This window comes from Hyalangium minutum, assembly GCF_000737315.1.
Lineage (GTDB): Bacteria > Myxococcota > Myxococcia > Myxococcales > Myxococcaceae > Hyalangium > Hyalangium minutum.
In genome coordinates, this window is record NZ_JMCB01000005.1 from 93440 (window position 1) to 119336 (window position 25897).

Genomic DNA, 25897 nt, shown 5'->3' on the forward strand with positions numbered 1-25897 from the left:
GCGCCAGTGTTGTGAGCGGCCAGGGTGGCTGGGTGGGCGGGTGAGACGCGGACGCGCTATCGTCCGGTGACTCCCCGGCCTCGAGACCTCTACCGCATGGACGCGTCCCCCCGCTTCGCGAAGAGAGTGTTGGACTTTCGCTGCCTCGCTGATCGCTGCGAGGACACGTGCTGCGTGGGGCTCCGTGTCCCCGTGACGGAGGAGCGCCTGTGGCAGCTGCGCACCGGTGTGAAGGGGAGCCCGGACGAGGCGCACGTAGAGTCGCTCCTGGAGGAGAACCCCGAGGGCCCTCCCTCCGAGCGAGCGTTCATCAAGATGCAGCCAGATGGGCGCTGCCCGTTCCTCGACACCGAGAAGCTCTGCTCCCTCCAGCGCCGGCATGGAGAGAAGGTCCTCCCGGATCCTTGCGTCACCTTCCCGCGCATCGTCTGGCGGTGGAATGAGCAGGTGGAGGTGGCGGGCTCACTGGCGTGTCCGGAGATGGCGCGGCTCCTGCTCCTGGAGGAAGGCGCGCTGGAGCAGGTTCCCGGACCGCTGGAGCAGGTGCCGCGCTTGGAGGCGGCCCGATCGCTTCCGGGTGAGTCCGGGGATGCTTATGTCGTTCACGCCCAGGCCATTCGCGCCGCCGCGCTGAAGCTCCTGCACCGGCGGGAGTTTCCGCTCGCCACGCGGCTCATGTTCCTGGGCCAGCTGGCGTTCCGCTTGGACTCCGTCTTCCGGGGCGCGGAGCCTGTCTCGGGCACCGAGGCGGAGCGGGACGAGGTGGTGCAGGTCCTGCTCCAGTCCGTCGACTCTCCCGAAGCGCTGGAGGCGATGCATCAGGAGTTCCTGTCGCTGCAGGTGCCGGGAGCACCGTGTGCCGGGCTGCTGGCCTCATTGCTGAAGTCTCGGGCCTCCGTGGCCCGCGGCGACCGCTTCGGACCCTTCGTCCACAGTGTACTGAAGTCCCTCTGGGGCTCCGAGCAGGCCGAGGGCGATTCGGAGGGCGCCTGGCGCGAGTACTCCGCGCGCTGGCAGCAGCTGCAGGCGGCGCATGGGGCCCGGGTCGAGCAGTACTTCCTCAACTACGGCCTTGCGCAGTGGCTCCGCTCTCCCTTCCTGGAACTGCCGAGCCTGCTCGCATATGTGTTCCGTCTGGTGATGCGTGTGGCGACGCTGCGGCTGGCGTTGGTGGGGCACCCAGACGTGGCTGCCCTCTGCGCGATGGAGCAGGGCGCTGCTCCCGAAGACGCTCAGGCCGTGCTGGATCGGGCGGCCATCGATTGCTTCTACCTCGTCGCCCGCCACGTAGAGCAGGCGCCGGATGTGCTCGCGCTCGTGCGGCAGCTCGCGGGCGCGGGTGGGGCGGAGACGCTGGGCAAGACGCTCATCTTTGCCCAGTTCTGCTGAGCGCTACTTCCCGCCGTCCTTCGGTGTCCCCGCGTCGGGCGTGTCCGCCTGGGGTTCGGGGACGTTCGCGCCGGACAGCTCCTTCGGGTCGCGCATGAACTTCCACGCGGTGTTCTCGACACCCGGCTCGCTCATGCCCGTGAGCAGCGCGGCCGCTTTCACGGTCCGCTCCTTGAGCGCCGTCTCGCCCAGCTCATGGTGAATCTTCGTGAGCGCGATGTGGACCTCGGGGTCGAACGGGTTCGTGGACAGCGCCTCCATGTACGCGACCTTCGCCTTCAGCCAGTCCTTGCGGAACAAGAGGATGCGGCCCAGGTGCACGTTGGTGCCCGGCAGGCCCGGGTACACCCGCAGCGAGCCGCGCAGCACCGCCTCGGCCTCGTCCAGCCGCCGCAGCTCCAGCAGCGTCAGCGCATACTTGTTCGAGATGGACTCGTACTTGTCGCCCACCATGGTGTAGGCCTTCGAGTACTCCGCCGCCGCGGCCTTCACCCGGTTGCGCTCGCGCAGCAGCTCGCCCAGGTGCGCCAGCTTGCGCGCCGGAATCTCCTGTACCTCCGCGAAGTCTCCGAAGGAGATCTCCCGGCCCTTCTTCGCGTCGTCCTTGTCCTGGCCCTTGGCGTCCTCCTTGAGGACCACCTCTTGTTGCGGCAGCAGCTCCTTGGGGAACGGCTGCTTCTTGATGTGGGCCAGCCAGGCCTTCTCGAAGAGGCCGAAGGGCATGCCTACCGCCGCCTCCACCGCCTTCTTGTCCGTCTGCCCGTTGCGCAGCTCCTGGATGATGGTGCGCAGGCCCGCCGTGCCCTTCGTGGCCAGCACGTAGTCCACCACGTAGAAGACCTCGGCGAACGCCAGGCCCGCGTCCTCCGCCGTGGGCAGCATGGCGATGGACGGGTGCATCTTCTCGAAAGGCACCAGCGTGTTGGCCTTCATCCGGCGCCCCAGCAGCGCCAGCGCGGAGGGGTTCAGCCCCAGCCCGCCTTGGCCACGCCAGCGGGACTCGAGGAACTTGGCCATGCCCTCGTGCAGCCAGATGGGCACGTTGTTGCGGCTGCTCTGGCTGATGACGAGGTGCACGTACTCGTGCGCCAGCGTGTCCTGCCAGTCGTAGCCGCGCGCCACCGCCTTGGGGCTCGTCACCATGAGCTTGTTGAACTTGCACATGGCGATGGTGCCCGTCGTCTGGATCTGCTCGTACGAGAGCGTGCTGATCTTCGACAGCTCGCGCGCGTTGTTCACCACCTCCACGCGCACCTTGCCGCCCGGTGGCGTCCACCCCAGGTCCTCCTGCATGGCCCGGTAGATGGCCTCCAGCGTCTCCATCGCGTAGGGCACCAGAACCTCTTCCTTGCCCGCCGGGTACAGGAAGATGAAGTGCTCGCTCTCCACCCTCTGGTGGCGCTTGGTGATGTTGGCGGTGTCCTTGGCCAGCCGGAGGTAGCTGCTCGGCTTGTCCTCCACGCCGGCTTTTGTCAGCAGGTCCACCGCCTCGGAGTAGCGGCCCTCCTCGAAGGCGAGCCGGCCCTGGTAGTAGATCAGCGCCTCGCTGCCCTCCGGCACGATCTTCTCCAGCTCCACCAGCGCACGCCGGGCGGACACCAGATCCCACCCGTCGATGCCGGCCTCCAGCTCCGCCAGGCGGGCCTTGGCCTCGCTGCGGACATCCTCGTCCTGGGCGCGGGCCGGCGCGGCCGTCACCAGCAGCGACAGCAGCCCGAGCGTCAGCAGTGCGTTCCGCGGATGACGGCGGCTCACTTCACCAGCTCCTCGTAGTAGCGCTTCACCTGCTCCTTGTAACGCTCCGGAGCGCCCTGCTTCATCGCGTCCAGCAGGTCCTTGCGGAACTCCTTGGGCGCCTGGAAGGCGTCCTCATCCGGCAGCTCGACCTTCTCGCGTGGATCCATGCCATTGCCATCGCGCCGGCCGCCCATGCCCATCGGCAGCGGCAGGCCGCCCTGGCCCTGGCCCTTCTGGCTCTCCTTCATCTGCTGCTGGAAGCGCTTGAGGCCCTCGAGCGCCATCTGCTGCTGCCCGTAGCCACGGCCCGGATCCTGGCCGCCCATGCGCTGCGCGGCCTCGCCCATGCGCTGGCCCACCTCGTCCATCTGGTTGCCGGACTCCTGGCCGAACACCGGCGCCAGCTGCTGCATCTCCTCCATCTGCTGGCGCAGGCCCTGGGCGCGCTGCTCCAGCTGCTGCTGCTGCTCGGAGAGCTTCTGCAGTTGCTGGCGCTCCTGCGGGCTGAGCTGCGAGCCCGGCTCCGGGAAGAGCGACTGGAGCTTCTGGCTGACCTCCTGCATCGTCTTCGCGTCCTTCTGGAGCTTCTGGGCCAGCTGCGCCGACTGCTCGCGCACCTCCTCCGGGTTGCCGAACATCTCGTCCAGCTTGCGCTGGTGCTCGCCCATGGCGGAGAGCTGATCGGCCATGTCCTGGGTGCGCTGGGCCGCATCGGACGCGAGGTCATACGCGTCCGCCTTGAGGGCGTTCTCCAGGTTCTCCAGCTCGGACTGGGCCTCGGCCAGAGGGGCCGCCGCGCGGCTGTTGAGCTGCTCCGGCTTGAGCTCCTGGTAGTCCTTCTGCACCTGCTGCACCTGGCGCATCAGCTCGTCCTTGAGGGCCTTGCCCTTCTCGCTCAAGCGCTCCCGGTTCTGCGAGCGCGCCTGGTCGCGCAGGGCCTTGGTGGCGTCCGCCACCTGCTGCTGCTCCTGGAGCGTCTTGTCCAGGTCCTTCATGAAGTCGCCGAACTTCTGCGCCAGCTCTGGGTACTGCTCGCCGCCCAGCTCGCCCTGCGCCTTGTTCAGGTTCTCCATCATCTTGTCCATCTGCATGGAGAGCTCCTGGAGCTTGGCAAGCGCCTCGTCCGCCTTGCCCTCGCGCATCAGCTTCTCCACCTCGTCCAAGCCGCTGGAGACGTCCTGGTCCTTCATCATCTCGGCCATGGCCTCGGCGTTGAAGTGCTCGTCGCGGATGCCCTTGCGCAGCTCGGCCATGCGCTGCATCAGCTCGTTGATGCGTTGGCGCAGCTGCGTAATCTGCTCGAGGATCTGCTGCCGGGCCGCGTCGCTGGGCGTGGCCTTGTACTGCTCGATGAGCGAGGCCAGATCCCTGCGCTGCTCCGCCAGCTCCTTGGCCATCTCCTGCAGCGCCTCGAGCTTCTGCCGGTCCAGCAGGGACTCCAGATAGAGGACGTCCTTCTCCGTCTCGGCAATCTCGTCGTTCACCGCAGCCGTGAGCCGGGTGCCCGTGCCCCAGTCCTCGCCGCGCAGCCGCTGGGTGCGCAGGTACAGGCGCCGGAAGTCCGCGGTGGCCGACAGCTTGCGGCCCAGCCCATCCGCGATGTTCAGCAGCGCGCCCACAAGGTCTCTGGGCACATCCCGCTCGCGCGCCAGCTCCTGGGCCAGAGCGCGCATGTCCGCGACGAGCTGCTGGCCACTGGTGTCCACGGCCTGCCCGGAGGTGACGCTCTCCGCCGTCTTCTCCTTGGCGGTGTCCGAGCCCTCCAGCCGGTCCGCGAGGTGATCCACCAGCCGGCCCCAGAGTGCCTCGGCCTTCTGGAGCGCGGCGCGGCGGTGCTCGGCGGCGCTGTAGATGCGCAGCACCTGGGTGCGGCTCAGGCCCTTCTTGGGGCCCTCCACCGCGTCATTGTCCCGGGCCTCGATGTTGTAGGTGATGCGGTCGCCGGGCTTCAGGGGGAAGCGGCTCAGGTCCCACGTGTACGTGCCCTTGTTGCGGCGGCCGTCCTCGCGCGGCAGCGGCACGCGCGTCTCCTGCTGCGAGCCCGGCGTGCGGAACACCAGTGCCAGCTCGCTCAGGCCGTAGTCATCCGTGGCCTCGTACTTGAGGACCACCTGCTGGCCCGGATCCACCTCCAGCTCCGTGGCGGGCGACAGCAGCGTGGCCTGGGGCGGCGCATCCGCCTCCACATTGAGGGTGATCTCCGGCCCGATGACGTCCGCCTTCTCTCCCTTCTCCGTGGAGAAGGCGAAGCGGTAGGTGCCGCTCTTCTTCGTCACGAAGGAGCCGCTCAGCTCTCGGCGGCCCTCCACCTTGAGGGGCAGGGGCTCGCCGTTGACGATGATCTCGGCCTGCTCGACTTCCCGGTCCGAGCGCGTCTTGAGGAGCACCTCGGTGCCCGCGGGCGCGCTGATCTCTCCGTTGGTGCCCGCCACCGTGCGCGGGGCGAGCCCCGTGTAGGCCGGGTAACGGTACGTCAGCTCGATGTCTCCGGTGATGGGCTCGGCCTTGGCGGTGGACTGGGCCACGGCGCTGGTCTCCCACGCCTTGGCCACGCCCGCGCGCCAGCGGCCGCCGGACAGCACCAGTGTCACCGCCACCGCGAGCACCAGCGCGCCCAGCACCTGCGCCAGCCGCCGCACGCGCTGGCCATCCACGATGGTGGCCGGATCCACGTACTGGGCCCGCCAGTCCATCTGTCCGAGGAACGCGGCGACGAGGCTGTGCGAGTGCTGCGCCGCACCGGCCTCGCGCGACAGCTCCACCGCGGCGAGCACATCCAGGGACAGCTCGGGCTTGCGCTCGCCGATGAGCCGCGCGGTGCGGACGTCATCGCCCACCATCTTCCGGGACAGGAGGATGCCCAGCGCACAAGCCACGCCGATGCCCACCAGCGGGGCGAGGATCAGCACCCACCGGCCGAGCGCGGGAGCCACGAGCCCGAGGAAGCCGCCGCCCAGGCCGAGCAGCAGCAAGGCCATGGCGCCGAGCATGCCGCCCTCGAGCCAGAGCTGGCGCCGCTGGCGGGCGCGCACGGCAGCGAGCAGGGCCTCCACCTGGCGGGCGCGTGGACGCGGCCGGGCCTCGGCGGCGGGCGCCGGAGGAGGCGGAGGGGGAGGGGGAAGCTCCGAGTCTGGGGGCTGCGGGGTTTCGAGGTTCACAATCTCGTCCGCTCAGTGGCGAGGCAACCCGCGGGTGGGCCGCCTATTTCCCAATTCTGTAGCAACCTCCTCCCGCGCGCGCGTCCCTTTGGGGCGGCGGGGCCAGGGAGGAGGAGGGCTCTGTCCGGCGGCGGATGGCCGGGAGAGCGAGCGTTCAGCGGGCGTCAGTCGAGCGCCGGGCCGCTTCATCCGTCGGCGGGTCGGCCGCGGTGGGGATTCCCCCCAGCTCTTCGGCCAGCGCGGTGAGGACGTCCTGGGTATGGGTGATGCGCGTGCGGGTCATCTTGGAGAGCGCCCGCTGCACGGCGGCCTCCACCGTCCCTGTCGAGGGCACGTCCAGGGTCCGTCCCGCATCGGTGAGGGCGAACAGCGCCTTGCGCCCATCGAGCGGATCCGACTTGCGCTCCAGCAGGCCGCGCTTCTCCAGGCGCTTGAGCACGCCGGTGAGGGTGCTGGGGTGCACATGGAGGATCTGCGCGAGGTTGCCGGCAGTGATGCCCGGGAAGCGGCCCACGAGGCGCAGCACCAGGCGCTGCGGGCCGGTGATACCGAGCGCGGACTCCATGCGCTTGGACGTGGACTGGAGGCCATGATCCACAGCCCACAGCAGGCGCATGAACTCGAGAACCTCACCCAGCTGGGGTCCCCGTGCCTTCTCCGGCTGTGTCGCCAATGGGGGTGTTTCTTGCTCTAGCTCGTCCACGGTCTCTTTCAACTTCGCCTCCAAGTCGCCCACCCCACAGTTCTAGCGCTCTTCCACAGTTTCCACAGCGGAGGAGTACTTGGGCCCCCAAGAAGGGCCAGCCAGGAGGCAGCCAGCCGTGCCACCTGGGGGGGCGGCTGGCCGTGGGCCCGCATGCTACCCCTGATGTCTCCCTGTGAGGCAGTGTGCCGCATTGTGTCACAGGTGAGAGAACCTTGCCTGGCGGGAGGGGGAGCGGGCAACCCCTGGAGTTTCCAGGGGTTCAGGCGCTGGCCGATTGAGCGGGGGAGGGCGTGGCTGCGGCGCGGAGGTGGACCCAGAAGCGGGTGCCCTGGCCGGGTTGGCTCTCCACGCCGATGCGGCCGCCCATCTCGGTCACGAGGCGGCGGCAGATGAAGAGTCCCAGCCCGGTGCCCTCGCCCAGGGGCTTGGTGGTGAAGAACGGCTCGAAGATGCGCTCGTGCAGCTCCGCAGGGATTCCAGGCCCGGTGTCGCGGATCTCCACGCGCACGGTGTCGGGCAGGGAGCGCCGGGTGACGACGTGGATGGCGTGCTCGTGGCTGCTGCCTTCAGGGAGGGCCTGCGCGGCATTGATGACGAGGTTGAGGAAGATCTGCGCCAGTCGGGCCTCGCTGCCGTGGACGGTGGAGGCCTCGCCGTAGTCCTTGATGAGCTGGGCGCGGGGGAAGACCTGGTTCCACGCCATGCGGAGGGCGGAGTCCAGCACGCGGTGCAGATCCGTGGGACCGAGCGGCTGGGCCTCGGGCCGGGCGAAGACCTTGATGTCGCGGATGATCTCCTGGATGTGCTGGGCGCACTCGGAGGCGTTGCGCAGGGCCTGGACGTCATCCTCCTGCAGGGACCGCTCGCGGGCGGAGTTCAGGGTGAAGTCCAGGTTCATCATCAGCGAGGAGAGCGGGTTGTTGATCTCGTGGGCCACGCCCGCGGCGAGCAGGCCCAGCGCTGCGAGCCGGTCCGAGAGCAGGAGCCGCTCCTGCATCCGGCGGCGCTCGGCGCGGACCTCGGCCTCGCGCAGCTCGCGGGCCAGGGCGGGGCCCAGGCGCGCCAGCCGATCCTTGAAGAGGAAGTCATGGACGCCGCTCTTCATGGCTTCCACGGCGGTGTCCTCGCCCACAGCGCCGGACACGATGAGGAAGGGCAGGTCGAGCCCGCGCTCCTTCACGAGCGGAAGCGCCGCCAGCCCGTTGAAGCCCGGGAGGACATAGTCGGAGATGATCGCGTCCCACGGTCCTTCATTCAGGGCGCGCTCAATCTCCTCGAGCGATTCGACGCGGGTAAGGGATGGCTCATAGCCACAGCTCCGAAGTTCCGAGAGCAGCAGGAGCTCATCATCCTCGGAGTCTTCGATGAGGAGCAGGCGCAACGGCTGGCCACCACCCATTCACGAACCTCGCACATCCTCCGTGTATCAGCGCGGAGGTCGAGGACAATATACCGCCGCGTTTCTGGCGGATCAGCGGTCGTGAGGGTGAGCCGCTGTCGAAAAAGAGCCGCTCCGGCCAGGACAGCACCGGAGCGGCCTACGGCTCGGGGTCTCAGTGCTTCGGCTTGGCCGGAGCATCCGAGGCGCTGCGCTTCTCCTCCTGGAGCGTCGTCGCGCCCGTGAGCGTCAGGTACGGCTTGAGCTTCTGGAACTTCTTCTTCCCGAAGCCCTTCACGCGCACCAATTCCTCAACGCGCTTGAAGGGGTGCTTCTCCCGGTGATCGAGGATGCGGTCCACCGCCTTCCTCCCCACGCCCGGCAGCCGGTCCAGCTCCTCCGGTGTGGCCTCGTTGAGGTTCACCACGCCGGAGTACTGCATCTGCGTGCGGCGCCGCCCTGCCTCCGCCACCCCAGGCCCCAGCAGCACGAGCCCGAGCACCATCATCACCCCCATCCCCAGCACCGCACGCCCGCTCACGAGTGGCCCTCCATCAGCGCCGGCTCGAGCCCCGCCTCCGACCCGAAGCGCCCGCTGGCCTGAGCGCCGTCCCGCTTGTCCGCGGCCTCGCGCACGTGCAGCTTCCCGTCCAGGGGCAGCACATCCAGCAGCACGTTCAGCGAGCCGTCCTTGTTCACGAAGGCGCTCCCCGCACGCACCCAGATGCTCCCGCCCTTGCCCTCCCGAATGGAGAACACCGCCAACCTCTTTCCTGCCGTCAGCATCGTCCTACCTCGCTCCTTCACACTCCCGCGCCACCCATGGCGTGGGCGCCTCATCGGCTTCGACCGCCTGAGGTCGCAGGAGCCCAAAGCAGGCGCCGTGCCAACGGCACTTCCCCTCGGAGAGGCTGTGAAAGAGAGCGTTTCGGAGCCCCGTACCGTCCACCGCCGTGGACTGCCGTGGACGGTCGTGGATGGGGAGCCCGGAGGACTACTTCCTGGAGGACTTCTTCGTGGCCGTCTTCTTCCGCGCCGCGCCCGCCTTCTTCGCGGCGGACTTCTTCGTGGCGGCCTTCCTCGGAGCCGGGGCGCTGGCCTCCTCCTCCTGCTCGCGCGCGGCCTCGGCGACTTCCTCGACGGCCTTCGTGTTCTGCTTCCGGAAGCGCTCGAACCCCTCCCTCGAGAAGACCGAGGTGCCTTCCTCCCGAGCCCGCCGGAACACCTCCTTGAGGGCGGTGCGGCTGAGCTGCGGGTTCTTGTAGTACTCCATCGCCACCCGGCCCATGGCCCAGTTGGCGGCGTACGCGGGAGCCACCGTCAGGAGCGCGCCGAGCACCGGGATGAGCGCCTTGATGCCCTGCCGTGCCAGCAGGCCCACGCCTGCGGTGGTGCCCAGCTCGATGAGGAGCTCCTGCGCCGAGGCCTTGGTCACCTTGCGCCCGTAGATGTGCCCCACCGTCATCACCATGCCGGTCTGGATGGGCAGCGTCAGCACCACGTCCGTCAGCGGCAGCGGCGAGATGGCCACCAGCGCCACCGCGTACGAGCTCATGTTGATGACATCCCGAGCCATCGCGTCCCGCTCCTTCGCGGGCACCTTGCTGAAGTCCCGTGTGCGGATGTCATCCAATGTGTCGAGCCACGACATGGTCGTCTTCTCCTGGACTGGTCGCACGGAGCATACCCGGACGTTGCTCGCTGAACAGGACGCGCGCGGAGGGAGCGGCTCCCGCCGAAAATGCCACTGGGAGTGGACGGTGGGCGAGGCACTGGTCAGCCCCGGAGGGCATGCACAGGTTCTGTCCTCGATTCTGGCAGGGGGAGGTGGTTGGCGTGGCGCTTCGGTTCTCCTTACTGGCGTCTCAGTTGCTGCAGGATCGCGAGTCCGTGCTGAAGGCGGTCTCCTGGCCGGTGCTGGTGTGGGAATCTCCACCGCCCCGCAAGGAGGCCCCGCTGGGCTTCGCGCGCTCCACGCTGTCCAATATCCGCTTCTCACGGCCCACCGCCTCCGAGCCGCTCGTGCTTGAGCTGCACAAGCGCATCGCCGATGTGGACGAGGTGACGCTGGGCCGCTCGCCCGACTGTGACATTGTCATCGACGACCCCACTGTGTCGCGGCTGCACGCCGTGTTCCGCAAGGAGCCGCACACGGGCATGTGGCAGGTGGTGGATGCCGAGAGCCACAACGGCACCTTCCAGGCGGGCGTGCTCATCGTCCCGGGCCGCCCGACGCCGCTGTTCGATCGGGCCTCGCTGCGCTTCGGGGCCGTGGAGATGTCCTTCCTGCAGGCGCCCGCTTTCGAGCAGTACGTGCACGCCCGAGCGCGCTCCCAGGTGCGCTTGACGAGCGTGGGCGTAAACCCATAGAAGGGCCGCGCCTTTGGGTGCCCATGCAGGGCACGCAAGAGGGAAGCCGGTGGAAATCCGGCGCGGTCCCGCCACTGTATGTGGGCAGCCCTGTCGGTCAGGGCCGGGGTCCTCGGCAGTCCCCACTCGAGAGGGTTGTCTCGGGGAAGGGGGAGGACTTCTTCCGGAGAGGCGCAGCGTGCGCCCTCACCCGGAGCCCATGAGCCAGGAGACCTGCCCAGAGGTCCGGCCGCTCGCAAGGCGGCTCCGGATGGCCTTCTCTCTTCGATGGAGAGAGCGGAAGGCGGAGCATGGGGCGGTCATCTCTTGCCGGGCTCGGTTTGTGTCTGGCGCTCACCCTGAATGGAATCGCGCGAGCCCAAGGGGCTCCTGACGCGAGCACTCCTGCGCCCACCGCCCCGGGCGAGCAGGCTCCCATCATTATTGATGCGGTAGAGCCCGAGGACGCGCTCATCTCCGCTCCAGAGGTGGAGGTCCAGGCGACGCGCCCGCCCGAGCCCATGACTTCGGCCCGGCAGAGGGACCCCAGTGGGGCGCTCACCATCATTGATACGGCGGTCTTTGGCGGAGCCGCGAAGGATGCCGCCGAGGTGCTCTCCACCTCCGCGGGCGTGCAGGTGCAGGACAGCGGCGGCTACGGGCAGAGCAAGAACCTGGTGGTGCGCGGCGCCTCGCCGAATGGCTCGCTGCTGTTGCTGGATGGCATTCCCCTGAATGGAGCGGGTGGGGTGGTGGACCTGTCTCGGGTGCCGCTGGCGATGGTGGAGCGCTTCGAGGTGCTCCGCGGGGGCGCGGGGGCGCGCTACGGCTCAGGAGGGCTGGGCGGCGTGGTGAACGTCGTCACCCGGCGGCCGGGAGAGCAGGCGCGCGTGGCGGGAGAGGCCACGTATGGAAGCTGGGGCACGCAGCTCGGCTGGCTGTCCGCGACGGGCCCGCTCGCGGGGGTGGATGCGCTGCTGCTGGTGCATGGTGGGCGCTCCGAGGGCGACTTTTCGTTCCTCTTCGACCCGAGCCCCGCGTTCCCGGGAGATGCGCTGGAGGAGCGCCGCCGGACCAACAATGACGCGCGTGGAGCGGGAGGACTGCTTCGGCTGCGGCGCACTTCGGAGCGCGGCCTCGAGGTGGACCTGCTGACCGAGCTGTTCGCGGATGACCGGGGGCTCGCAGGCACCGCGGTCAATCCGAGCCCGGACACGCGGCAGAGCACGCAGCGCGCATCGGCCAGCCTCCGCGTCTCGGGCGAGCGGGAGGGCGTGCGCGGCTCCGCGCGGGCATGGTTCCGAGGAGAGCGTCTGAGTCTGGAGGGTGGGCCTCAGGCAGTGCAGGGCTCCCAGACGCAGCGGGTGGGTGGCGTGGAGGTGGAGGCGCGGAAGCTGCTGGGCGGCTGGCATGGCCTGTCGGCGGCGGTGACCGTCACGGGCGAGGACGTGACGGACGCGGAGCTCGTCTCCGGTGAGGACTCTCGACCGAGCTGGCTGCGCGCCAGCGTCATGGTGATGGACGAGCTGGTGCTGGTGGGCGGCCAGCTGCTCGTTGCGCCGTCGATACGAGTGGAGCGCGCCGGGCCGCACACGCTGCTGTCGCCGAAGGTGGGCGCCACGCTGTCGCTGCCGTGGAGCCTGGAGCTGCGCGCCAACGCTGGGCAGGCGCACCGGGCTCCGTCCTTCCAGGAGCTGTACGTGCGCCAGGGGCTGCTGCTGCCGAACGCCGCGCTCCGCCCCGAGCGGGCGCTCTACGCGGATCTCGCGGTGGTGCATCGCACCGAGCGCTCGCTGGCCTCGGTGGGCGGCTTCTACAGTCTCTACGAGGACCTGATCGCCTACGAGCTCTACCCGCCGTTCTCCGCCAAGCCCTTCAACTTCGCCGCCGCGAGCGTGGCCGGGCTGGAGGCCGAGGGCGAGTGGCGTCCCGCTCCGTGGGTGTCGGGCACGCTGGGCTACACGCTGCTCGTCTCGCGCAACCTCCGGGACGACGTGCGCTACTACCGCAAGGAGCTGCCGTACCGTCCGCGCCACAAGCTGAGCGCGCGCGTGTCCGGCGGTCCGCGCTGGCTCACCGGGCGCGTGGAGGTGGCCTCGCAGTCCGCGCAGTTCACCAACCGCACCGAAGAGGCCGTGTTGCCGGGGCGGACGTTCGTCCACGCGGGGGCCTCCAGCACCTTCGGGCACTCTCCCGAGCTGACCCTCTCCGTGGAGCTGAAGAACGTCTTCGACGCGCACGCCGAGGACCTCAACGGCTACCCCCTTCCAGGCCGCTCCGCTTACGTGACGCTCACGGCGGCGTTCGGTGGCACTTCCCCCAGCAGTTCCCCCTCACAAAGGACGGAAGTTCGATGAGAAGTACGTTGACGGTGACAATAGTGGCCCTGGGCCTGTGGCTGAGTGGCTGTCCGGATTCCGGCGCGGAGTGCAGCGAGGGCCTGACCCTCTGCTCCGACCAGTGCGAGGACCTCACCAGCTCCACCTCGAACTGCGGTGCGTGCGGCAACACCTGTGGGAGCGGGCAGGTGTGTTCGGAAGGAGCCTGCCGGTGCCAAGAGGGCGCCACCCTCTGTGCCGGGCAGTGCACCGTCACCGCGACCGATGCGAACAACTGCGGCGCCTGTGGTGTCTCTTGCGGCCAGGGCCGGGTGTGCGAGAGCGGCCAGTGCAAGGTGAACTGCTCCCAGGGCCTCACGCGCTGCGGGGACTCGTGCGTGGACCTCGCGAAGGACGCGGGACACTGCGGCACCTGCGAGACGGCGTGCACGGATGCGAAGAGCTGCCACTCGGGCGTGTGCACGTATGACGTCGTCGCGGCCTGCTTCAACACGGGCCAGGTGGTGGGCCTCCAGGCGGGCTCGGACCTGAAGGGCCCCAACCGGGCCATCGGCGACCACCCGCAGTCGGTGGCGCCCATGCAGGATGTGCTGCTGGTGCTCGACACCGCGAAGAAGCTGCGCGAGGCCCGGCTCGTGGACTACGTCTCCCTGCCGAAGGCTGCGGACACCGACGACGCGCCCAACCAGGTGCTCGTCGAGGACCCCTACGTCTACGTCCTCAACTCCTCCAGCAACACGCTGCTGGTGCTCCAGCGCAAGACGGCGCCCGGCACGCTCACCGAGGGCACACGCTTCCCGCAGGGGCTCGGGCTGGAGCCGGTGGCCCGGGTGGACTTCGGTGCCAGCTCCAACCCGTTCGCCATGGCCCGGCTCGGCACGGACCTGTGGGTCACCCTGTATGGCAACTTCTTCGGAGACCTGTCCGCCGGCGGCAAGGTGGCTCGCGTCAGCCTGGCCAATCCCGCCCAGCCGGAGCTGACCTCGCCGCTGGTCCAGCTGCCCTCGGGCGATGCGCTCCAGCCGTTCCCGGATAGAAGCCCTGTTCCCACCCCCTCGGGCATCGTCGCCCACCGCGGCTTCCTCTATGTGGCGCTCAACAACCTGGACCCGAACACCTATGGGCCCGGCGGCCCCGGCCTCGTCGCGAAGATCGATCCGCAGACCCGCGAGGTGAAGTACCTCCCGCTCGGGGACGGGTGCCTCAACGCGGGCTGGCTTGCCCCCGTGGGGAACAAGCTGGTGGTGAGCTGCGCGGGCGAGGCCACCTATGACGCCAGCTACAACCTCACCGCCGTGAAGAAGTCGTCCCTGGTGCTGCTGGATGAGCAGGACGCCGCCGTCTCCACCTGGGCCCTCGCGTGCCCCGAGTCGAGCACCTCCTGCGCGCTGCCCTCCGCTGGCCGCTTCGCCGTGGTGGGTAACCGCATCTACCTGGGTGACAACAACGCGGGCCGCATCTTCGTCGTCGACGTCACCGGGAACACGCTCACCGAGGTGCGCGGCCTCAGTGGCCAGAAGCAGCCCCCTATCCCCGCCTGCCAGCGCGAGTCCGGCTTCTCCCTCGTGGGAGACGTCGTCGCCATTCCGTAGGAGACTGCCCTCATGAGAGTCCGCCTCACTCCGTTGCTCCTGCTCGCCGCGCTGGTCTTCTCCGGCGTGGCGGGCGCCGCCGATGCGCAGCCTGGGCCCCGGTGGCTGGGACCGAAGAAGCCCGCGAAGGTGCAGCGCGTGGTGACGCTGGCTCCGTCCCTCTCGGAGATGGTGATCGCCCTGGGGGCGGGCAGCTCTCTGGTGGGGGTGTCCCGCTTCGACACGGACAAGAGCGTGGAGAAGCTGCCCCGCGTGGGCGGCTTCGTGGATCCGTCCGTGGAGGCCGTCATCGCGCTCAAGCCGGACGTGGTGCTCGTCCAGCCGGGCCCTGGCAACCAGCGGCCCGTGGAGCGCATGGCCGAGCTCGGCGTCCCCGTGCTCCTGCTGCCCCTGCACACCGTGGCGGACACGCTCGCCGCCTTGCGTGCGGTGGGGCAGGCGCTCAGCCGCGTCCAGGAGGCCGACGCGCTCGTCTCCCGCATCGAGGCCATCCGGTCCCGCATCCGCGAGGCGGCGAAGAAGCTGCCCACGCCGCGTGTGCTGCTTGCCTATGGCTTCGAGCCACTGGTGGTCGCTGGGCCAGGCTCCTTCGCGGACGAGCTGCTGCGCGACGCCGGGGCCGTGAACGTCGCGGCGGATGCAGGCTCCGCCTACCCCGTCTATTCGGTGGAGCGCGCGGTGCGGGCCAAGCCTGACGTGGTGGTGGATGCGGCGGATGTGGACGTGGGCAAGGAGAAGATCCAGGCTCTGCCCGGGCTGTCCGCCGCGCGCTGGGTAGAGGTGCCATCCTTCGCGCTGCTGCAGCCTGGGCCCTCGCTGGGAAAGGGCCTCGAAGAGTTGTTCGGGCTGTTGCATCCGGGCGTCCAGGTCCGCTAGCGGAGGAGAGGGAGTGACACGGCAGGGAAGGAGGCTGAGCGCCTCGCGGGTCCTCGGCCTGGGTGCCGCGGGCCTTGTGCTGTTGGCCGTCGCCTTCGCTATCGCCGTCCGCTTTGGCGAGCAGCCCATCTCCCTCTCCGCTGCGCTCGGCGATCCGCAGTCGAGCGACGCCGTCATCTTCTGGTCCCTGCGTCTGCCCCGCGCCCTGCTGGGCATCATCGTCGGCGCGGGGCTCGCGGCATCCGGAACCACGCTCCAGGGTCTGCTGCGCAACCCGCTGGCGGATCCGTTCGTGCTCGGCGTCTCCGGTGGTGCCGCCCTGGGCGCTACGCTCGCGCTGGCGTTGGGGCTGGCCACGGTGGGGCAGGTGGCCCCGGGGCTGTTCGGCGGGCTCTCGCGGCTCTCGGGGCCCGCGCTCCTGGCATTCGCCGGTGCGGGAGGCTCCGTGCTCTTCGTTCTCGCCGCCAGCCGGGGCCACTCCTCGCGGGCGCCTTATGCCGCGCTGCTCACGGGCGTGGTCTTCAACGCGTTCGCCTCCGCCGCCATCACGCTCATCAAGACGCTGTCCGCCCCGGATCGCCTGGGAGAGATTCTCTACTGGCTGGCGGGCTCGCTCGGTTACGAGCGCGGTGCCACGCTGGGGCTGGCCGCGCTGCTCCAGCTCGCCGCCATCGCGGTGATGGTGGCGCTCTCCGGACGGCTCAACTTGATGATGCTCGGGGACGAGGATGCCGCGGCCCTGGGAGTTCCCGTGGCCCGCACGCGGCGCCTGTTGCTGCTGGCCACCAGCGCGAGCGTCGCCGGAGCCGTGGCCCTCACGGGCTTGATTGGCTTCGTGGGCCTCATCGTGCCGCACGTGCTGCGACTGGCCTTCGGGCCGGATCAGCGGCTGCTCGTCCCGCTCTCCGCGCTGGGAGGCGCCGCGTTCCTGGTGCTGGCGGACGTGCTGGCGCGGGTGTCCTTCGCTTTCTTCGGCAACGAGCTGCCCGTTGGCGTCATCACGGCTCTGCTCGGCGGCCCCCTCTTCATTGCCCTGCTGTACCGGCGGGGCGGCGCCCCACGAGCAGAGGGCCGGGGGTGACACTCACATGGCCGCTAATGAGGGCTGTCCCTCGCGCGTGAACTCTTCAATCTCCGCCATGCACCGGCGGGTCTCGTGCTCGGTGAGGAAGACGCGCAGCGCCTCGCGGATGGAGGGCATGGCCTGGATGAGTGTTCCCACGTTCAGGTGCTCGGGGTCCACGTTGGCCCGGCGGCAGGCGCGCGTGATGGTCGTGGCGGCGATCACCGGCGACAGGCCGCTGCACGCCACCACCCGATCAAAGAGCCGGCCCGGGGCAGCGCTGGCCATCGAGGAGCGGGGCATGGCATGCCGGGGGGGCTCGTCCTCCGCGGCGCGCCGCCGCAGCAGGTTGCGCACCTGCGCGCGCAGCAGCGTCATGTCGCTCGCCTTGGGGCAGAACGCATCCACCCCCGCCGCGAGCGCCTCCGCCATCTTCTGGCTCTCGAAGAGCGCGGTGAACATCAGCAGCGGCACCGTGGCCATCTTCGGATCCGCGCGGATGATGCGCGCCGCCGCGATGCCATCCATCCGCGGCAGCACCAGGTCCATCAGGATGCAGTCCACCGGCTGCGCCTTCAGCAGCGAGAGCGCCTCCTCGGCCGAGACCGCGGCGATGAGGTCATGCCCGTCCTTGCGCAGCTCCTCCACCACGGCATGGAGGAAGGTGGGGCTGTCATCCACCACCAGCACCCGGCGGCGGCGCGCGGCGGCCACCAGCTTCGGCTCCAGGTCCATCGTGGTGGAGCGCGCCCGCGTCAGCTCCCGGGCCCGCTTCACCACCAGGGCCGGATCGTACGGCTTGCCCACGTAGTCGTTGGCCCCGCCGCTCAGGCCTCGGAGCCGGGCCTTCACGGCCGCCTCCGCGGAGAGCACGAGCACGGGCACATGGGCCGTGCGCTCCTCGGCGCGAAGCTGGATGAGCAGCTCCACGCCGTCTCCATCCTGGAGGATGACGTCGAGGATGATCAGATCGACCCACTCCTCGGAGAGCGCCTTGCGCGCTGCCGCGATGCCTCCACACACCAGGGTATTGAAGCCCGCGGCGCTGAGTACCCCGCGGAGATCCGCTCGCACAGTCGCGCTGTCATCGACGATGAGCACACTGGGTTTCATGCTGGCCTTCCTTTCACTGCCGTGCGCGCGAGTGCCGCCAGGCACCCGGGCAGATCCTGCAACCCGACGACGTGTTGGACCGCGCCCAGCCGGATGGCCTCGCACGGCATTCCAAAGACGGCGGAGCTGGCCTCGTCCTGAGCCAGCGTTGTTGCGCCCACCTTCTGGAGCGCCTGAAGCCCCTGGGCTCCGTCCCGCCCCATCCCCGTCAGCAGGCAGCCAATGGCGTACGGCCCAAGCTGCTGCGCGGCCGACTCGAAGAGCACATCCACCGAGGGACGGCACGAGTGCCGCTCCGGCTCGTCCGTCAGCCACAGCCGGCCGCTGTGCATCCGCAGGTGCCGGTTGGCCCGTGCCATCACCACCTGAGGAAGGCCCACCGGTGGCAGTGGCTCTCCGTCCACCGCCTGGCGCACGGGGAAGGGCGCGTCCTTGCCCAGCAACTCTATCAGCGTGTTCTCGAAGGACTCGGAGAGGTGGAGCACCAGGAAGATGGGCAGAGAGAAGTCTCGAGGCAGTCCCCGGATCAACTGCCGCACGGCCGTGGGGCCGCCGGTGGAGCCGCCCATCACGACCGCACGCGGAGCTCGCGCCGGAGCGGGCAGGAGCGGCGGCCTCGAAGGCCTGGGGAGAGTGAGCGATGTCATGGAGCAGTCCTCCGCTCTTCCGGCCCGCCGGAGAGGCGCGCCACGGTGTCGAGGAAGCCCTGTTGATCAAACTCGCCCTTGACGATGTACGCCGAGACCCCCACCTCTTTCCCGCGTCTCCGGGCTTCCTCGGTTCCCAGGGATGACACCATGATCACGGGCAGCGCCGCCAGTGAGGGGTGGGCCCGCAGTCTTCGGGTGAACTCCAGCCCGCTCATGCCCGGCATCTCCACATCCACGATGATGAGCGCTGGAGGGCTCTTGAGCACCTGCTCCATGCCCTCCTCGCCGGAGGCCGCCAGCGCCACGGCGTAGCCCGCGGACTCGAGGATGCTCTGCTCCAGCATCCGCGTCGTCACCGAGTCGTCGATGACGAGGATGCTGCGGCGGCGCATGGTGCGAGGCGCGGCCGGGAGTGCCGAGCCCTGGCGGACGCGCTGGGCCAGCCCCACCGCGTCCAGCACGAGCACGGGCTCGCCCTGGGCATCGAAGCTGGCGCCGGCCACCAGCGGCAGCGCGGGAACGGAGGGCGGCAGCGGCTTCACCACCACGCGGCGGATGCCGTACATCCGGTCCAGGCCCACCGCCACCTGCTCCGCGCCCTGGCCGAGCACTGCCACCGACCACGGCCGGTTGCGCGCCTCCTCGGCTCGCCCCAGCACCGTCACCAGGGGGAGGAAGGGCACGGCCTGGCCCTCGTGGACGAAGGTGGCGTGGGCGCCCGTCCAGGTAAAGGACTCTGGGGGCAGGCGCACCGAGGCCGTCAGTGCATCCAGCGGCAGCAGCAGCCGCTGGCCGCCCGCCTCGGCCTCCAGCACCTCCTGCGAGATGAGGGAGACGGGCACCTCCAGCGTGAAGCGAGTGCCCAGGCCAGGCCGGCTGGTGGCGCTGGCTACGCCCTTCAGCTCGCGCGCCGTCTCCCGCAGCACATCCAGCCCCACTCCGCGGCCGGACACGTCCGTCACTTCGGAGGCCGTGCTGAAGCCCGCGCGGAAGAGCAGCTCCAGCAGGGCCTGCTCGTCGAGCGTCTCGGCCTCTCCCTCCGTGACGAGCCCGTGCTCCACTGCCGCTTGACGCACCCGCGCGAGGTCCACGCCGCGGCCATCGTCCTCGCAGGAGAAGCGCACCCGGGCGCCGCAGCGCTCCACGCGCACGCAGAGGCGGCCCTGCACCGGCTTGCCCAGCGAGAGCCGCTCCTCGGGCTCCTCCAGCCCATGGTCCACCGCGTTGCGCACCACGTGGAGCAGCGCCTGGCGCACCGCCGCCAGCACGTGCCCATCCAGCCTCACGTCCTCGCCCTCGAGCTCGAAGGAGACGCGCTTGCCCAGCGAGGCCGCGGCCTCGTGCGCCGCCAGCTCCAGCGGCTGGGCGAGGGAGGAGGCGGGAACCAGCCGCAGCGCATGGCTGGCATCGCGCAGCCGCGTCAGCTCGTTCTCCGCCTTGCCCAGCCCACCATCCAGCCAGCGCCCCGCCCGGGAGAGCGCGCTGTGGAGCGCATCGGCCACCGCCAGCGTGCGGGAGAGCCACCGGGCGTGCTCGGCGGGCGAGGCGCTCGAAGCCGCGGGGGCGGTGAGCAGCTCCAGCAACCCTTGCGAGGCCCGCCGCGCCTGCCCTACCGCCTCCACCGACTGCCGCAGCCCACCAAGCTGCACCACCGCCTCCGCCACCCCATCCAGCAGCTCGTCCAGCGCCGCCAGCTCCACGCGCACCGTCTCCCTCGCGGGCGCGGAGGGAGCGGCCTCCGGGGTGCTCGGCGCGGGAGACCCCACCGCCTCCAGCACCCCACGCATCTGCCCCACCAGCTTGAGGAACTCCCCCACACTCTCGCGCGGCAGCGGCGCGCCCTGCGCGCGGTAGGGCGCGAGCGCGTCCTCCAGCGCGTGGGCCATCTCCGCCAGCTGGGCCTGCTTCACCACCTGCGCGGCGCCCTTGAGCGTGTGCGCCCAGCGGAACAGCTGCGGCACCACCTGCGGATCCTCGCCACCTTCCTGCAGGGAAACGAAGCCCTGGCTGAGCTGCTCCAGCAGCTCGCGGGCCTCGACCTGGAAGTGGCTGAAGACGCCGGGAGGGTTCATCTCGCGTTCGTGTGCCGGGCATCCACCAGCGTCGCGAGCTGGCGGGAGAGTTGGATGAGGTGCGTGGAGGTCTGCAACGTTTGAGAAGAACTCACCTCCGTCTGCTTGGCGGTGACGGCCACCTGCTGAATGGCGGCGCTCACCTGCTCCACCGCCGAGGTCTGCTGCTGGGTGCTCAGCTCAATCTGCCGCGCCACGTCCAGGTTGGCGCTCGTCAGCTCGGAGATGCGCCGGAAGGTGCCGGCCACTTCGGCGAACTGCCGGGCGCCGTTCTGCACCGCCTTGGAGCCATCCTCGGTGGCCATGATGGTGGTGTTGGCTGCCGCGCGGACCTCGTCGATGAGGGTGCGCACATCCTTGGTGGAGACGCCCACCCGGTCCGCCAGCTTGCGAATCTCCTCGGCCACCACCGCGAAGCGCCGCCCGTGCTCGCCCGCGCCCGCGCTCTCGATGGTGGCGTTGATGGCGAGGATGTTCGTCTGCTCGGCCAGCTCGTTGATGATGTCCAGGATGCCGCCGATCTGCTGGGTGCGCTTGCCCAGGTCCAGCATGTGGCTGACGATGACGTCCACCTGGCGGCGCACCGACTCGATGGCCTCCTGGGCCCGGTCCACCGTCTGCACGCCCTGGCCGGTGGCGTTGGCCGTCTCGTCCGCGGCCAGGGATACCTGCTGCGCGCTGCCGGCGATCTGCCGGAACGTGGAGAGCAGCTCCTTGACGGTGGTGGAGACCTCCGTGGTGGCCGAGGCCTGCTCGCGCGCGCCCGCGGCCTGCTGCGTGGCGGCCGCCTGCAGCTCCGTGGAGGAGCTCTGCACGTGCTCCACCGCCAGGCCGATCTGCCGCCGCAGCCCGCGGGTGATGTAGACGCCCGCGCCGATGATGACGATGATCAGCGCGCCCACGCCCAGCTCCGACAGCAGGGTGAGGAAGTGGGCCTCCTCCTGGGCCACGCGGTCGCGCTCCTGGAGCAGGTTCTGCTCCACGGACACCATCTCGGCGACCCGGGAGCGCAGATCCCGGATGGTCTCCCGCGTCTTCGGGGTGAGGATGAGCGACTGGGTGGTCTCGAAGCCGTGCTCGCGGCGCGTGGCGATGACGGTGCGCATCTCCTCTATCCGGGCCTCGAGGCCGGGCCGCAGCGACGCCAGCCGGCGCATCTGCTCGGGGTCGTCCATGAGCAGCCGGCTCAGATCATCCATGGCCTTGCGCAGGTCCGCTTCGCCCTCCACGAAGGTATCCAGCGAGGACTCCTGCCCGGTGATGACGAAGCCACGCGTCCCCATCTCCGCCGCTCGCATGTTGGAAGGGATGGCTTCCAGCCGTCCGATCACCTGATAGGTGTGGGCCACGCGCTGGCTGGACTCCAGGAACCGGCGGTTGGCCATCAGCCCCACGATGGCGAGAGGGATCATGATGAGCATGACCGCGGCATACCCGGCGGCGATCTGCTGGCCGACCGTCAACTTCCGACGCATGAACTACCTCTCAATTCGCGGAGCTTGGGCTCCGTCCAGCAAGTCCTTCACCAACGAAGCCATATCGAGCACGGGCAGTGGCGGCTCCCCGGGCCGCAGCACGGCGGAGCTCAAGTAGGGCCGGGGCGCGGCGCCCGCGTGGGGCCGCAGTTGCCCGGGAGGGACGCGGAGCTGGCCCTCGAAGCCTCCCGCGGCCAGCCCCACGCGCTGCGAGGCATCTCCCAGCAGCAGCCAGCGCGGAGGCTCGTCCAGGGGCAGCCCGAGGCACGTCGCCAGCGAGTGCACCGCCACGAGCTGCCCGCGCAGGCCCACCACCCCCAGCAACCCGGGAGGGCTGTCCGGCAGGGCCACGACGCGGGCCAGGGCGTGGAGGCCCTTGAGTTGGTTCAGGGGCACCGCCAGCACCGTTCCGCCCACGCTCAGGCGCAGCAGGACCTCCCGGTGGGCCTCCGCGAGGACGGCGGGACGCGCGAAGGAGGCGTCGAACTCCGATTTCAGCTCAGCCAGCCGCTGCGAGAGTTCCTCGTGGCTCTTCATGGGCCCTCCGAGCACGCGAGCAGCTCTCGCTGGCAGACCTGCATCAACCCGTGGCGGCCGAACCCCCCGCCGAACAGCGCGAGGTGAACGGGCTGCTCGTGGGCGAGCAGGGTGAGCGCCAGCCGCAGCGCCACGCGGGCGGTGAGGGGCGTTCCGTCCCTCCGCGCGAGCATGCCCAGGCGCAGGTGGCCGAGGGCAAAGGTGGGCTCCAGGTGGACGGCGCGCTCATAGCGGGCCCGCGCGCTGGGCCCGTCTCCGGCCTGCTCGCGGCACAGGCCCAGCAGGTAGTTCGCCCCGGCGCCCTGCACCCCACGCTCGACGAGCACCTCGCTCAGCCGCTCCGCCTCCTGGAAGCGGCCGGCCTGCAGGTGGAGCGCGGCGCGCAGCAACTGCATCACCGGCTGCTCCCGCTCGGACTCGGGCAGCCCCTCCAGCCAGGAGCGGGCGTCGGCATAGCGCTCCTCCTCGAAGAGGCGCCAGGCGCGGGCCGTGCCCTCTGGCGTGGCCGCGGTGTCCTTCGGCCGGGGGAGGGAGCCCCCCAGCGGCGTGGGCATGGAGAAGGGAGCGGGCGTGGCGCGAGGCGCGGGAGTGGCCACGGGCGTCAGGGTACCGGGGCGAGGGGTGGCTCGCGTAGCGCGGCCGCGCTGGAAGTAGAAGGCATCGCCCGCCTGCTGTATCTCGAAGGACTCCGAAAGTCCCCGCAGGTTCTCGGAGGGGCCCAGGAACAGGAACCCACCGGGCGTGAGCGCCTGCTCCAGCCGGGCGATGACCCGCCGGGCCGTCTCGGGCGAGAAGTAGATGAGGACGTTGCGGCAGAGGATGACGTCGAAGGAGCCCGGCATCCAGAAGGGAGAGTCCTCCAGCAGGTTGCGCTCCTCGAAGACGACGGAGTCGCGCAGGTCTGGCCGCAGGGCGAACCCGCCGTCCGGCAGCGAGAAGAACCACCGCTCGCGCAGGAACTCGGGGGTGGAGCGCAGGGCCCAGGGCGCGTAGTGGGCCCAGCGCGCGCGGGCGATGGCGCGCGGGTTGAGATCCATGCCGGTGATGAAGAGGCGCTCGGCGTCCACGCGGGGGCTCTCGCGCCCGAGGATGGCCAGCGAGTACGGCTCCTCTCCAGTGGAGCACCCGGCGGAGAGCACGCGGGCAGGGCGGCCCTCGCGCTGCACCCACGGGAGGACCCGCTCCACCAGGGCCTCGAGCTGGACTTGGTGACGGAAGAAGTACGTCTCGCCCACGGTGAGGCGCTCGGCCAGGGCGCGCAGCTCGGGATCGCTGGGCCCGGCCGTCTCCAGCTGGTCGAGGTAGTCGTCCCAGCGGCGGCGGGGGGCCAGGTCGGCCAGGAGTGTGGCCAGCTCCTGCCGCGTCTCGAGGGCGGGCACCAGTCCGAGGCGCCGCTCCACGAGCCCGGCGAGCCGGTCGATGAGCACGTCCTGCTCGCTCATGCCGCACCTCCGGAGGAGGCCAGCCGGGACCACGCATCCGCCGGCAGCAGGCGGGCCGCGCTCAGCGCTCCGAGCAACTGGCCATCCAGCGTGCCCAGCACCTCGAGGTGGCCGGACGCGGCGCCTTGCAGCAGCGGGGGAACGGCCCCCAGCTCCGAGGCGTTGAGCTCGCGCAGTCCGAGCACCTCATCCACCTCCAGGGCCACCTGGCGCGCGGAGACGCGGAGCAGGACGAAGCGCCGGGGCTCGGTCGAGGCCGCGCCGCCCATCAGCGCCGCGAGGCTGAGCACCGGCGTGGGCTCGCCGCGCACCACGGACACGCCGCGCACGAAGGAGGGCACTCCGGCGACAGGGGACACGGGCAGCGGGCGCAAGGTCTCGATGACCTCGCCCATCGGCAGCGCGCACCTCCAGCCGTGCGCACGGACCATGAGAAAACGTCCCGCGACTTCACCCGGCATTCCGCCCCCTCTGGCGCAACAGGGGCGTTATGACGGACGGTGAATTTCTCCGCCGTGTCATTTTCAGGACGGTGCCATGACCGTCCGAAAGCAGACAGGTAGGGATGACGGAATTATCCAGAGAACCCGAATTTCGAGGTCAAAACGGCCTCTCCATTCTCGGCGCTCAAGAAGATTGAAAGCGGAACGGGTGGCGGACGTGGGTGGGATAGGAGGAGTCGGACGCGCGGAAGATCCAGCTCTTCACCTCTTGGAGCACGCAGCTCGCGAGTTCACTGTTACCGGTGGTGTTGGAGGTCACGGTGGCGCCGAAGACGTTGCCGCCTGGGGAGATGTCCCACTCCACGATGACTTCGCCTTGAACTGCGGGGGACCAGGCGCGAGCGCGGGCGTAGCAGCTCTCGATCTGCGGCGAGTGGCTGCGGATGACCGCGAGGTACGGCTCTTCTTGGAAGGGGGGAGGCTGGCTCGGCAACTGAGGCGGGGGTGCATCGTCGTGGGGCTGGGAGGGCGCGGGCGTGTCGGGGGTGGGCTGCTGCGGAGGCGGAGGCCGAGGCTTCTCGGTGCGGGGAGGAAACTTCGCCTTGGCCCTGCCCGTGTTCGGAACCTGGTTCAGGGAGAGGGCCAGCAGTGCCATCGCCGCGACGTGGATCATGCGGGCATGTCTAGCATAGGCAATCCGGCTTCATTCATGATGCGGCCGGGGCTGGAGCCTCTTCCAAGGATCGAACAATGCCGGACCGGATGCCCGTGGTGTTCCTGCCGCACGGCGGCGGCCCCTGGCCCTTCGTGGACCTGGGCTTTGATGACAAGCCGGGCTTCGACGCGCTGTCGGGCTACCTGCGCTCGGTGCGCGCTGTGCCCAAGACAGGGCCCAAGGCCCTGCTGGTCATCTCGGCGCACTGGGAGGAGCCACTGCCCACGGTGATGACCGCCGAGCGCCCGCCCATGCTCTACGACTACTACGGCTTCCCGCCCGAGTCGTACGCGCTCACGTGGCCCGCGCCGGGCCATCCGAAGCTCGCCGAGCGCGTGCGGCAGCTTCTCGGGGCGGCGGGGTTCCAGACGGCGGCGGACCCTCAGCGTGGCTACGATCACGGCACCTTCGTGCCGCTCAAGCTGACGTATCCCGAGGCGGACGTGCCCGTGGTGCAGCTGTCGCTCAAGCAGGGACTGGATCCCCAGGAGCACCTGGCGATGGGGCGTGCGCTGGCGCCGCTGCGCGACGAGGGCGTGTTCATCATCGGCAGCGGGATGACGTTCCACAACCTGCGGGCGTTCATGGATCCGCGCTCGCGCGGCATTGCCGAGCAGTTCGACGCGTGGCTGCGGGAGTCGGCCACGCTGGAGCCGAAGGAGCGCGATGGCCGGCTGATCCACTGGGAGGAAGCTCCGGTGGCGCGGCTGGCGCACCCGCGAGAGGAGCACCTGCTGCCGCTGATGGTCATCGCTGGAGCGGCGGGCTCGGACCGGGGAACCACGGCGTACAACGCCACGTTTATGGGCCTGCGCCTGTCCGCCTATCACTTCGGGTAGGCGAGGGCGGACTGGGTCTCAGGG

At 70.0% G+C, this 25897-nt stretch carries 22 protein-coding genes and 1 riboswitch; of the genes, 7 read left to right on the top strand and 15 right to left on the bottom strand.

Going from position 1 to position 25897, the window contains the following annotated elements; translation table 11 throughout:
* Positions 1–96 precede the first annotated feature (96 nt).
* Positions 97–1389 carry a flagellin lysine-N-methylase gene (gene fliB, locus DB31_RS13955; protein WP_044187509.1) on the top strand — a complete coding sequence of 431 codons (1293 nt, stop codon included), beginning with the start codon at positions 97–99 and terminating at the stop codon, positions 1387–1389.
* Between the two features lie 3 nt (positions 1390–1392).
* On the opposite strand, the gene DB31_RS13960 is transcribed toward fliB, so the two are convergent.
* The 7 genes from DB31_RS13960 to DB31_RS13990 form a co-directional block, all read right to left on the bottom strand.
* The gene (locus DB31_RS13960; protein ID WP_157231978.1) at positions 1393–3144 is read right to left on the bottom strand and encodes a peptidase MA family metallohydrolase; all 1752 of its coding nucleotides are present in this window, start codon (positions 3142–3144) and stop codon (positions 1393–1395) included.
* Entirely contained in the window at positions 3141–6284 is a 3144-nt protein-coding gene (locus tag DB31_RS13965) for a DUF4175 family protein (protein WP_205628508.1), read from the bottom strand. The genes DB31_RS13960 and DB31_RS13965 overlap by 4 nt, the downstream gene beginning before the upstream one ends.
* A 154-nt stretch (positions 6285–6438) precedes the next feature.
* Positions 6439–6957, bottom strand: a complete 519-nt coding sequence (locus DB31_RS13970; protein ID WP_240486714.1) for a MarR family winged helix-turn-helix transcriptional regulator — start codon at positions 6955–6957, stop codon at positions 6439–6441.
* Positions 6958–7249: 292 nt separating this feature from the next.
* A complete protein-coding gene (locus DB31_RS13975; protein WP_044187514.1) occupies positions 7250–8389 on the bottom strand; it encodes a sensor histidine kinase in 1140 nt (379 codons plus the stop codon).
* Positions 8390–8543: 154 nt separating this feature from the next.
* Positions 8544–8909, bottom strand: coding sequence for a ComEA family DNA-binding protein (locus tag DB31_RS13980; protein WP_240486686.1), 366 nt, complete (start codon positions 8907–8909; stop codon positions 8544–8546).
* Positions 8906–9154, bottom strand: a complete 249-nt coding sequence (locus DB31_RS13985) for a hypothetical protein (protein ID WP_044187517.1) — start codon at positions 9152–9154, stop codon at positions 8906–8908. Before DB31_RS13985 ends, DB31_RS13980 begins: the two co-directional genes overlap by 4 nt.
* Positions 9155–9362: 208 nt before the next feature.
* A complete protein-coding gene (locus tag DB31_RS13990) occupies positions 9363–10019 on the bottom strand; it encodes a YcjF family protein (protein WP_044187520.1) in 657 nt (218 codons plus the stop codon).
* A 185-nt stretch (positions 10020–10204) separates the two neighbouring features.
* Here DB31_RS13990 and DB31_RS13995 point away from each other — a divergent pair, with 185 nt between their 5' ends.
* From DB31_RS13995 to DB31_RS14015, 5 genes are all read left to right on the top strand, one after another.
* Positions 10205–10738 (top strand): FHA domain-containing protein, encoded by a 534-nt coding sequence (locus DB31_RS13995; RefSeq protein WP_240486687.1) that lies wholly within the window; start codon positions 10205–10207, stop codon positions 10736–10738.
* Positions 10737–10973: riboswitch (cobalamin riboswitch) on the top strand. Its footprint overlaps the gene before it by 2 nt.
* A gap of 55 nt (positions 10974–11028) precedes the next feature.
* On the top strand, positions 11029–13074 hold the full coding sequence (locus tag DB31_RS14000) for a TonB-dependent receptor plug domain-containing protein (protein ID WP_044187521.1): 2046 nt from the start codon (positions 11029–11031) through the stop codon (positions 13072–13074).
* Positions 13071–14648: an MXAN_6577-like cysteine-rich protein gene (locus DB31_RS14005; RefSeq protein ID WP_044187524.1), complete on the top strand. Its 1578-nt coding sequence runs from the start codon at positions 13071–13073 to the stop codon at positions 14646–14648. Before DB31_RS14000 ends, DB31_RS14005 begins: the two co-directional genes overlap by 4 nt.
* Positions 14649–14660: 12 nt before the next feature.
* Positions 14661–15524, top strand: a complete 864-nt coding sequence (locus DB31_RS14010) for an ABC transporter substrate-binding protein (protein WP_044187526.1) — start codon at positions 14661–14663, stop codon at positions 15522–15524.
* Between the two features lie 13 nt (positions 15525–15537).
* The gene (locus tag DB31_RS14015; protein ID WP_083968266.1) at positions 15538–16605 is read left to right on the top strand and encodes a FecCD family ABC transporter permease; all 1068 of its coding nucleotides are present in this window, start codon (positions 15538–15540) and stop codon (positions 16603–16605) included.
* Positions 16606–16608: 3 nt separating this feature from the next.
* On the opposite strand, the gene DB31_RS51235 is transcribed toward DB31_RS14015, so the two are convergent.
* The 8 genes from DB31_RS51235 to DB31_RS14055 form a co-directional block, all read right to left on the bottom strand.
* A complete protein-coding gene (locus DB31_RS51235) occupies positions 16609–17700 on the bottom strand; it encodes a response regulator (protein ID WP_044187529.1) in 1092 nt (363 codons plus the stop codon).
* Positions 17697–18347: a CheB methylesterase domain-containing protein gene (locus tag DB31_RS14025; RefSeq protein WP_052419949.1), complete on the bottom strand. Its 651-nt coding sequence runs from the start codon at positions 18345–18347 to the stop codon at positions 17697–17699. The genes DB31_RS51235 and DB31_RS14025 overlap by 4 nt, the downstream gene beginning before the upstream one ends.
* Complete coding sequence (locus DB31_RS14030; protein ID WP_044187531.1) at positions 18344–20422, bottom strand: response regulator; 2079 nt, start codon at positions 20420–20422, stop codon at positions 18344–18346. Before DB31_RS14030 ends, DB31_RS14025 begins: the two co-directional genes overlap by 4 nt.
* The gene (locus DB31_RS14035) at positions 20419–21897 is read right to left on the bottom strand and encodes a methyl-accepting chemotaxis protein (RefSeq protein ID WP_044187533.1); all 1479 of its coding nucleotides are present in this window, start codon (positions 21895–21897) and stop codon (positions 20419–20421) included. The genes DB31_RS14030 and DB31_RS14035 overlap by 4 nt, the downstream gene beginning before the upstream one ends.
* Positions 21898–21900: 3 nt before the next feature.
* Entirely contained in the window at positions 21901–22434 is a 534-nt protein-coding gene (locus DB31_RS14040; RefSeq protein ID WP_044187537.1) for a chemotaxis protein CheW, read from the bottom strand.
* Complete coding sequence (locus DB31_RS14045; RefSeq protein WP_044187539.1) at positions 22431–23876, bottom strand: CheR family methyltransferase; 1446 nt, start codon at positions 23874–23876, stop codon at positions 22431–22433. Before DB31_RS14045 ends, DB31_RS14040 begins: the two co-directional genes overlap by 4 nt.
* Positions 23873–24337 carry a chemotaxis protein CheW gene (locus tag DB31_RS14050; RefSeq protein ID WP_044187542.1) on the bottom strand — a complete coding sequence of 155 codons (465 nt, stop codon included), beginning with the start codon at positions 24335–24337 and terminating at the stop codon, positions 23873–23875. Before DB31_RS14050 ends, DB31_RS14045 begins: the two co-directional genes overlap by 4 nt.
* Positions 24338–24503: 166 nt before the next feature.
* Positions 24504–24992 carry an AgmX/PglI C-terminal domain-containing protein gene (locus tag DB31_RS14055; RefSeq protein WP_044187543.1) on the bottom strand — a complete coding sequence of 163 codons (489 nt, stop codon included), beginning with the start codon at positions 24990–24992 and terminating at the stop codon, positions 24504–24506.
* Between the two features lie 77 nt (positions 24993–25069).
* Between DB31_RS14055 and DB31_RS14060 the strand changes: the two genes are divergently transcribed.
* Entirely contained in the window at positions 25070–25873 is an 804-nt protein-coding gene (locus DB31_RS14060; protein WP_044187545.1) for a DODA-type extradiol aromatic ring-opening family dioxygenase, read from the top strand.
* The last annotated feature ends 24 nt before the right edge of the window (positions 25874–25897 follow it).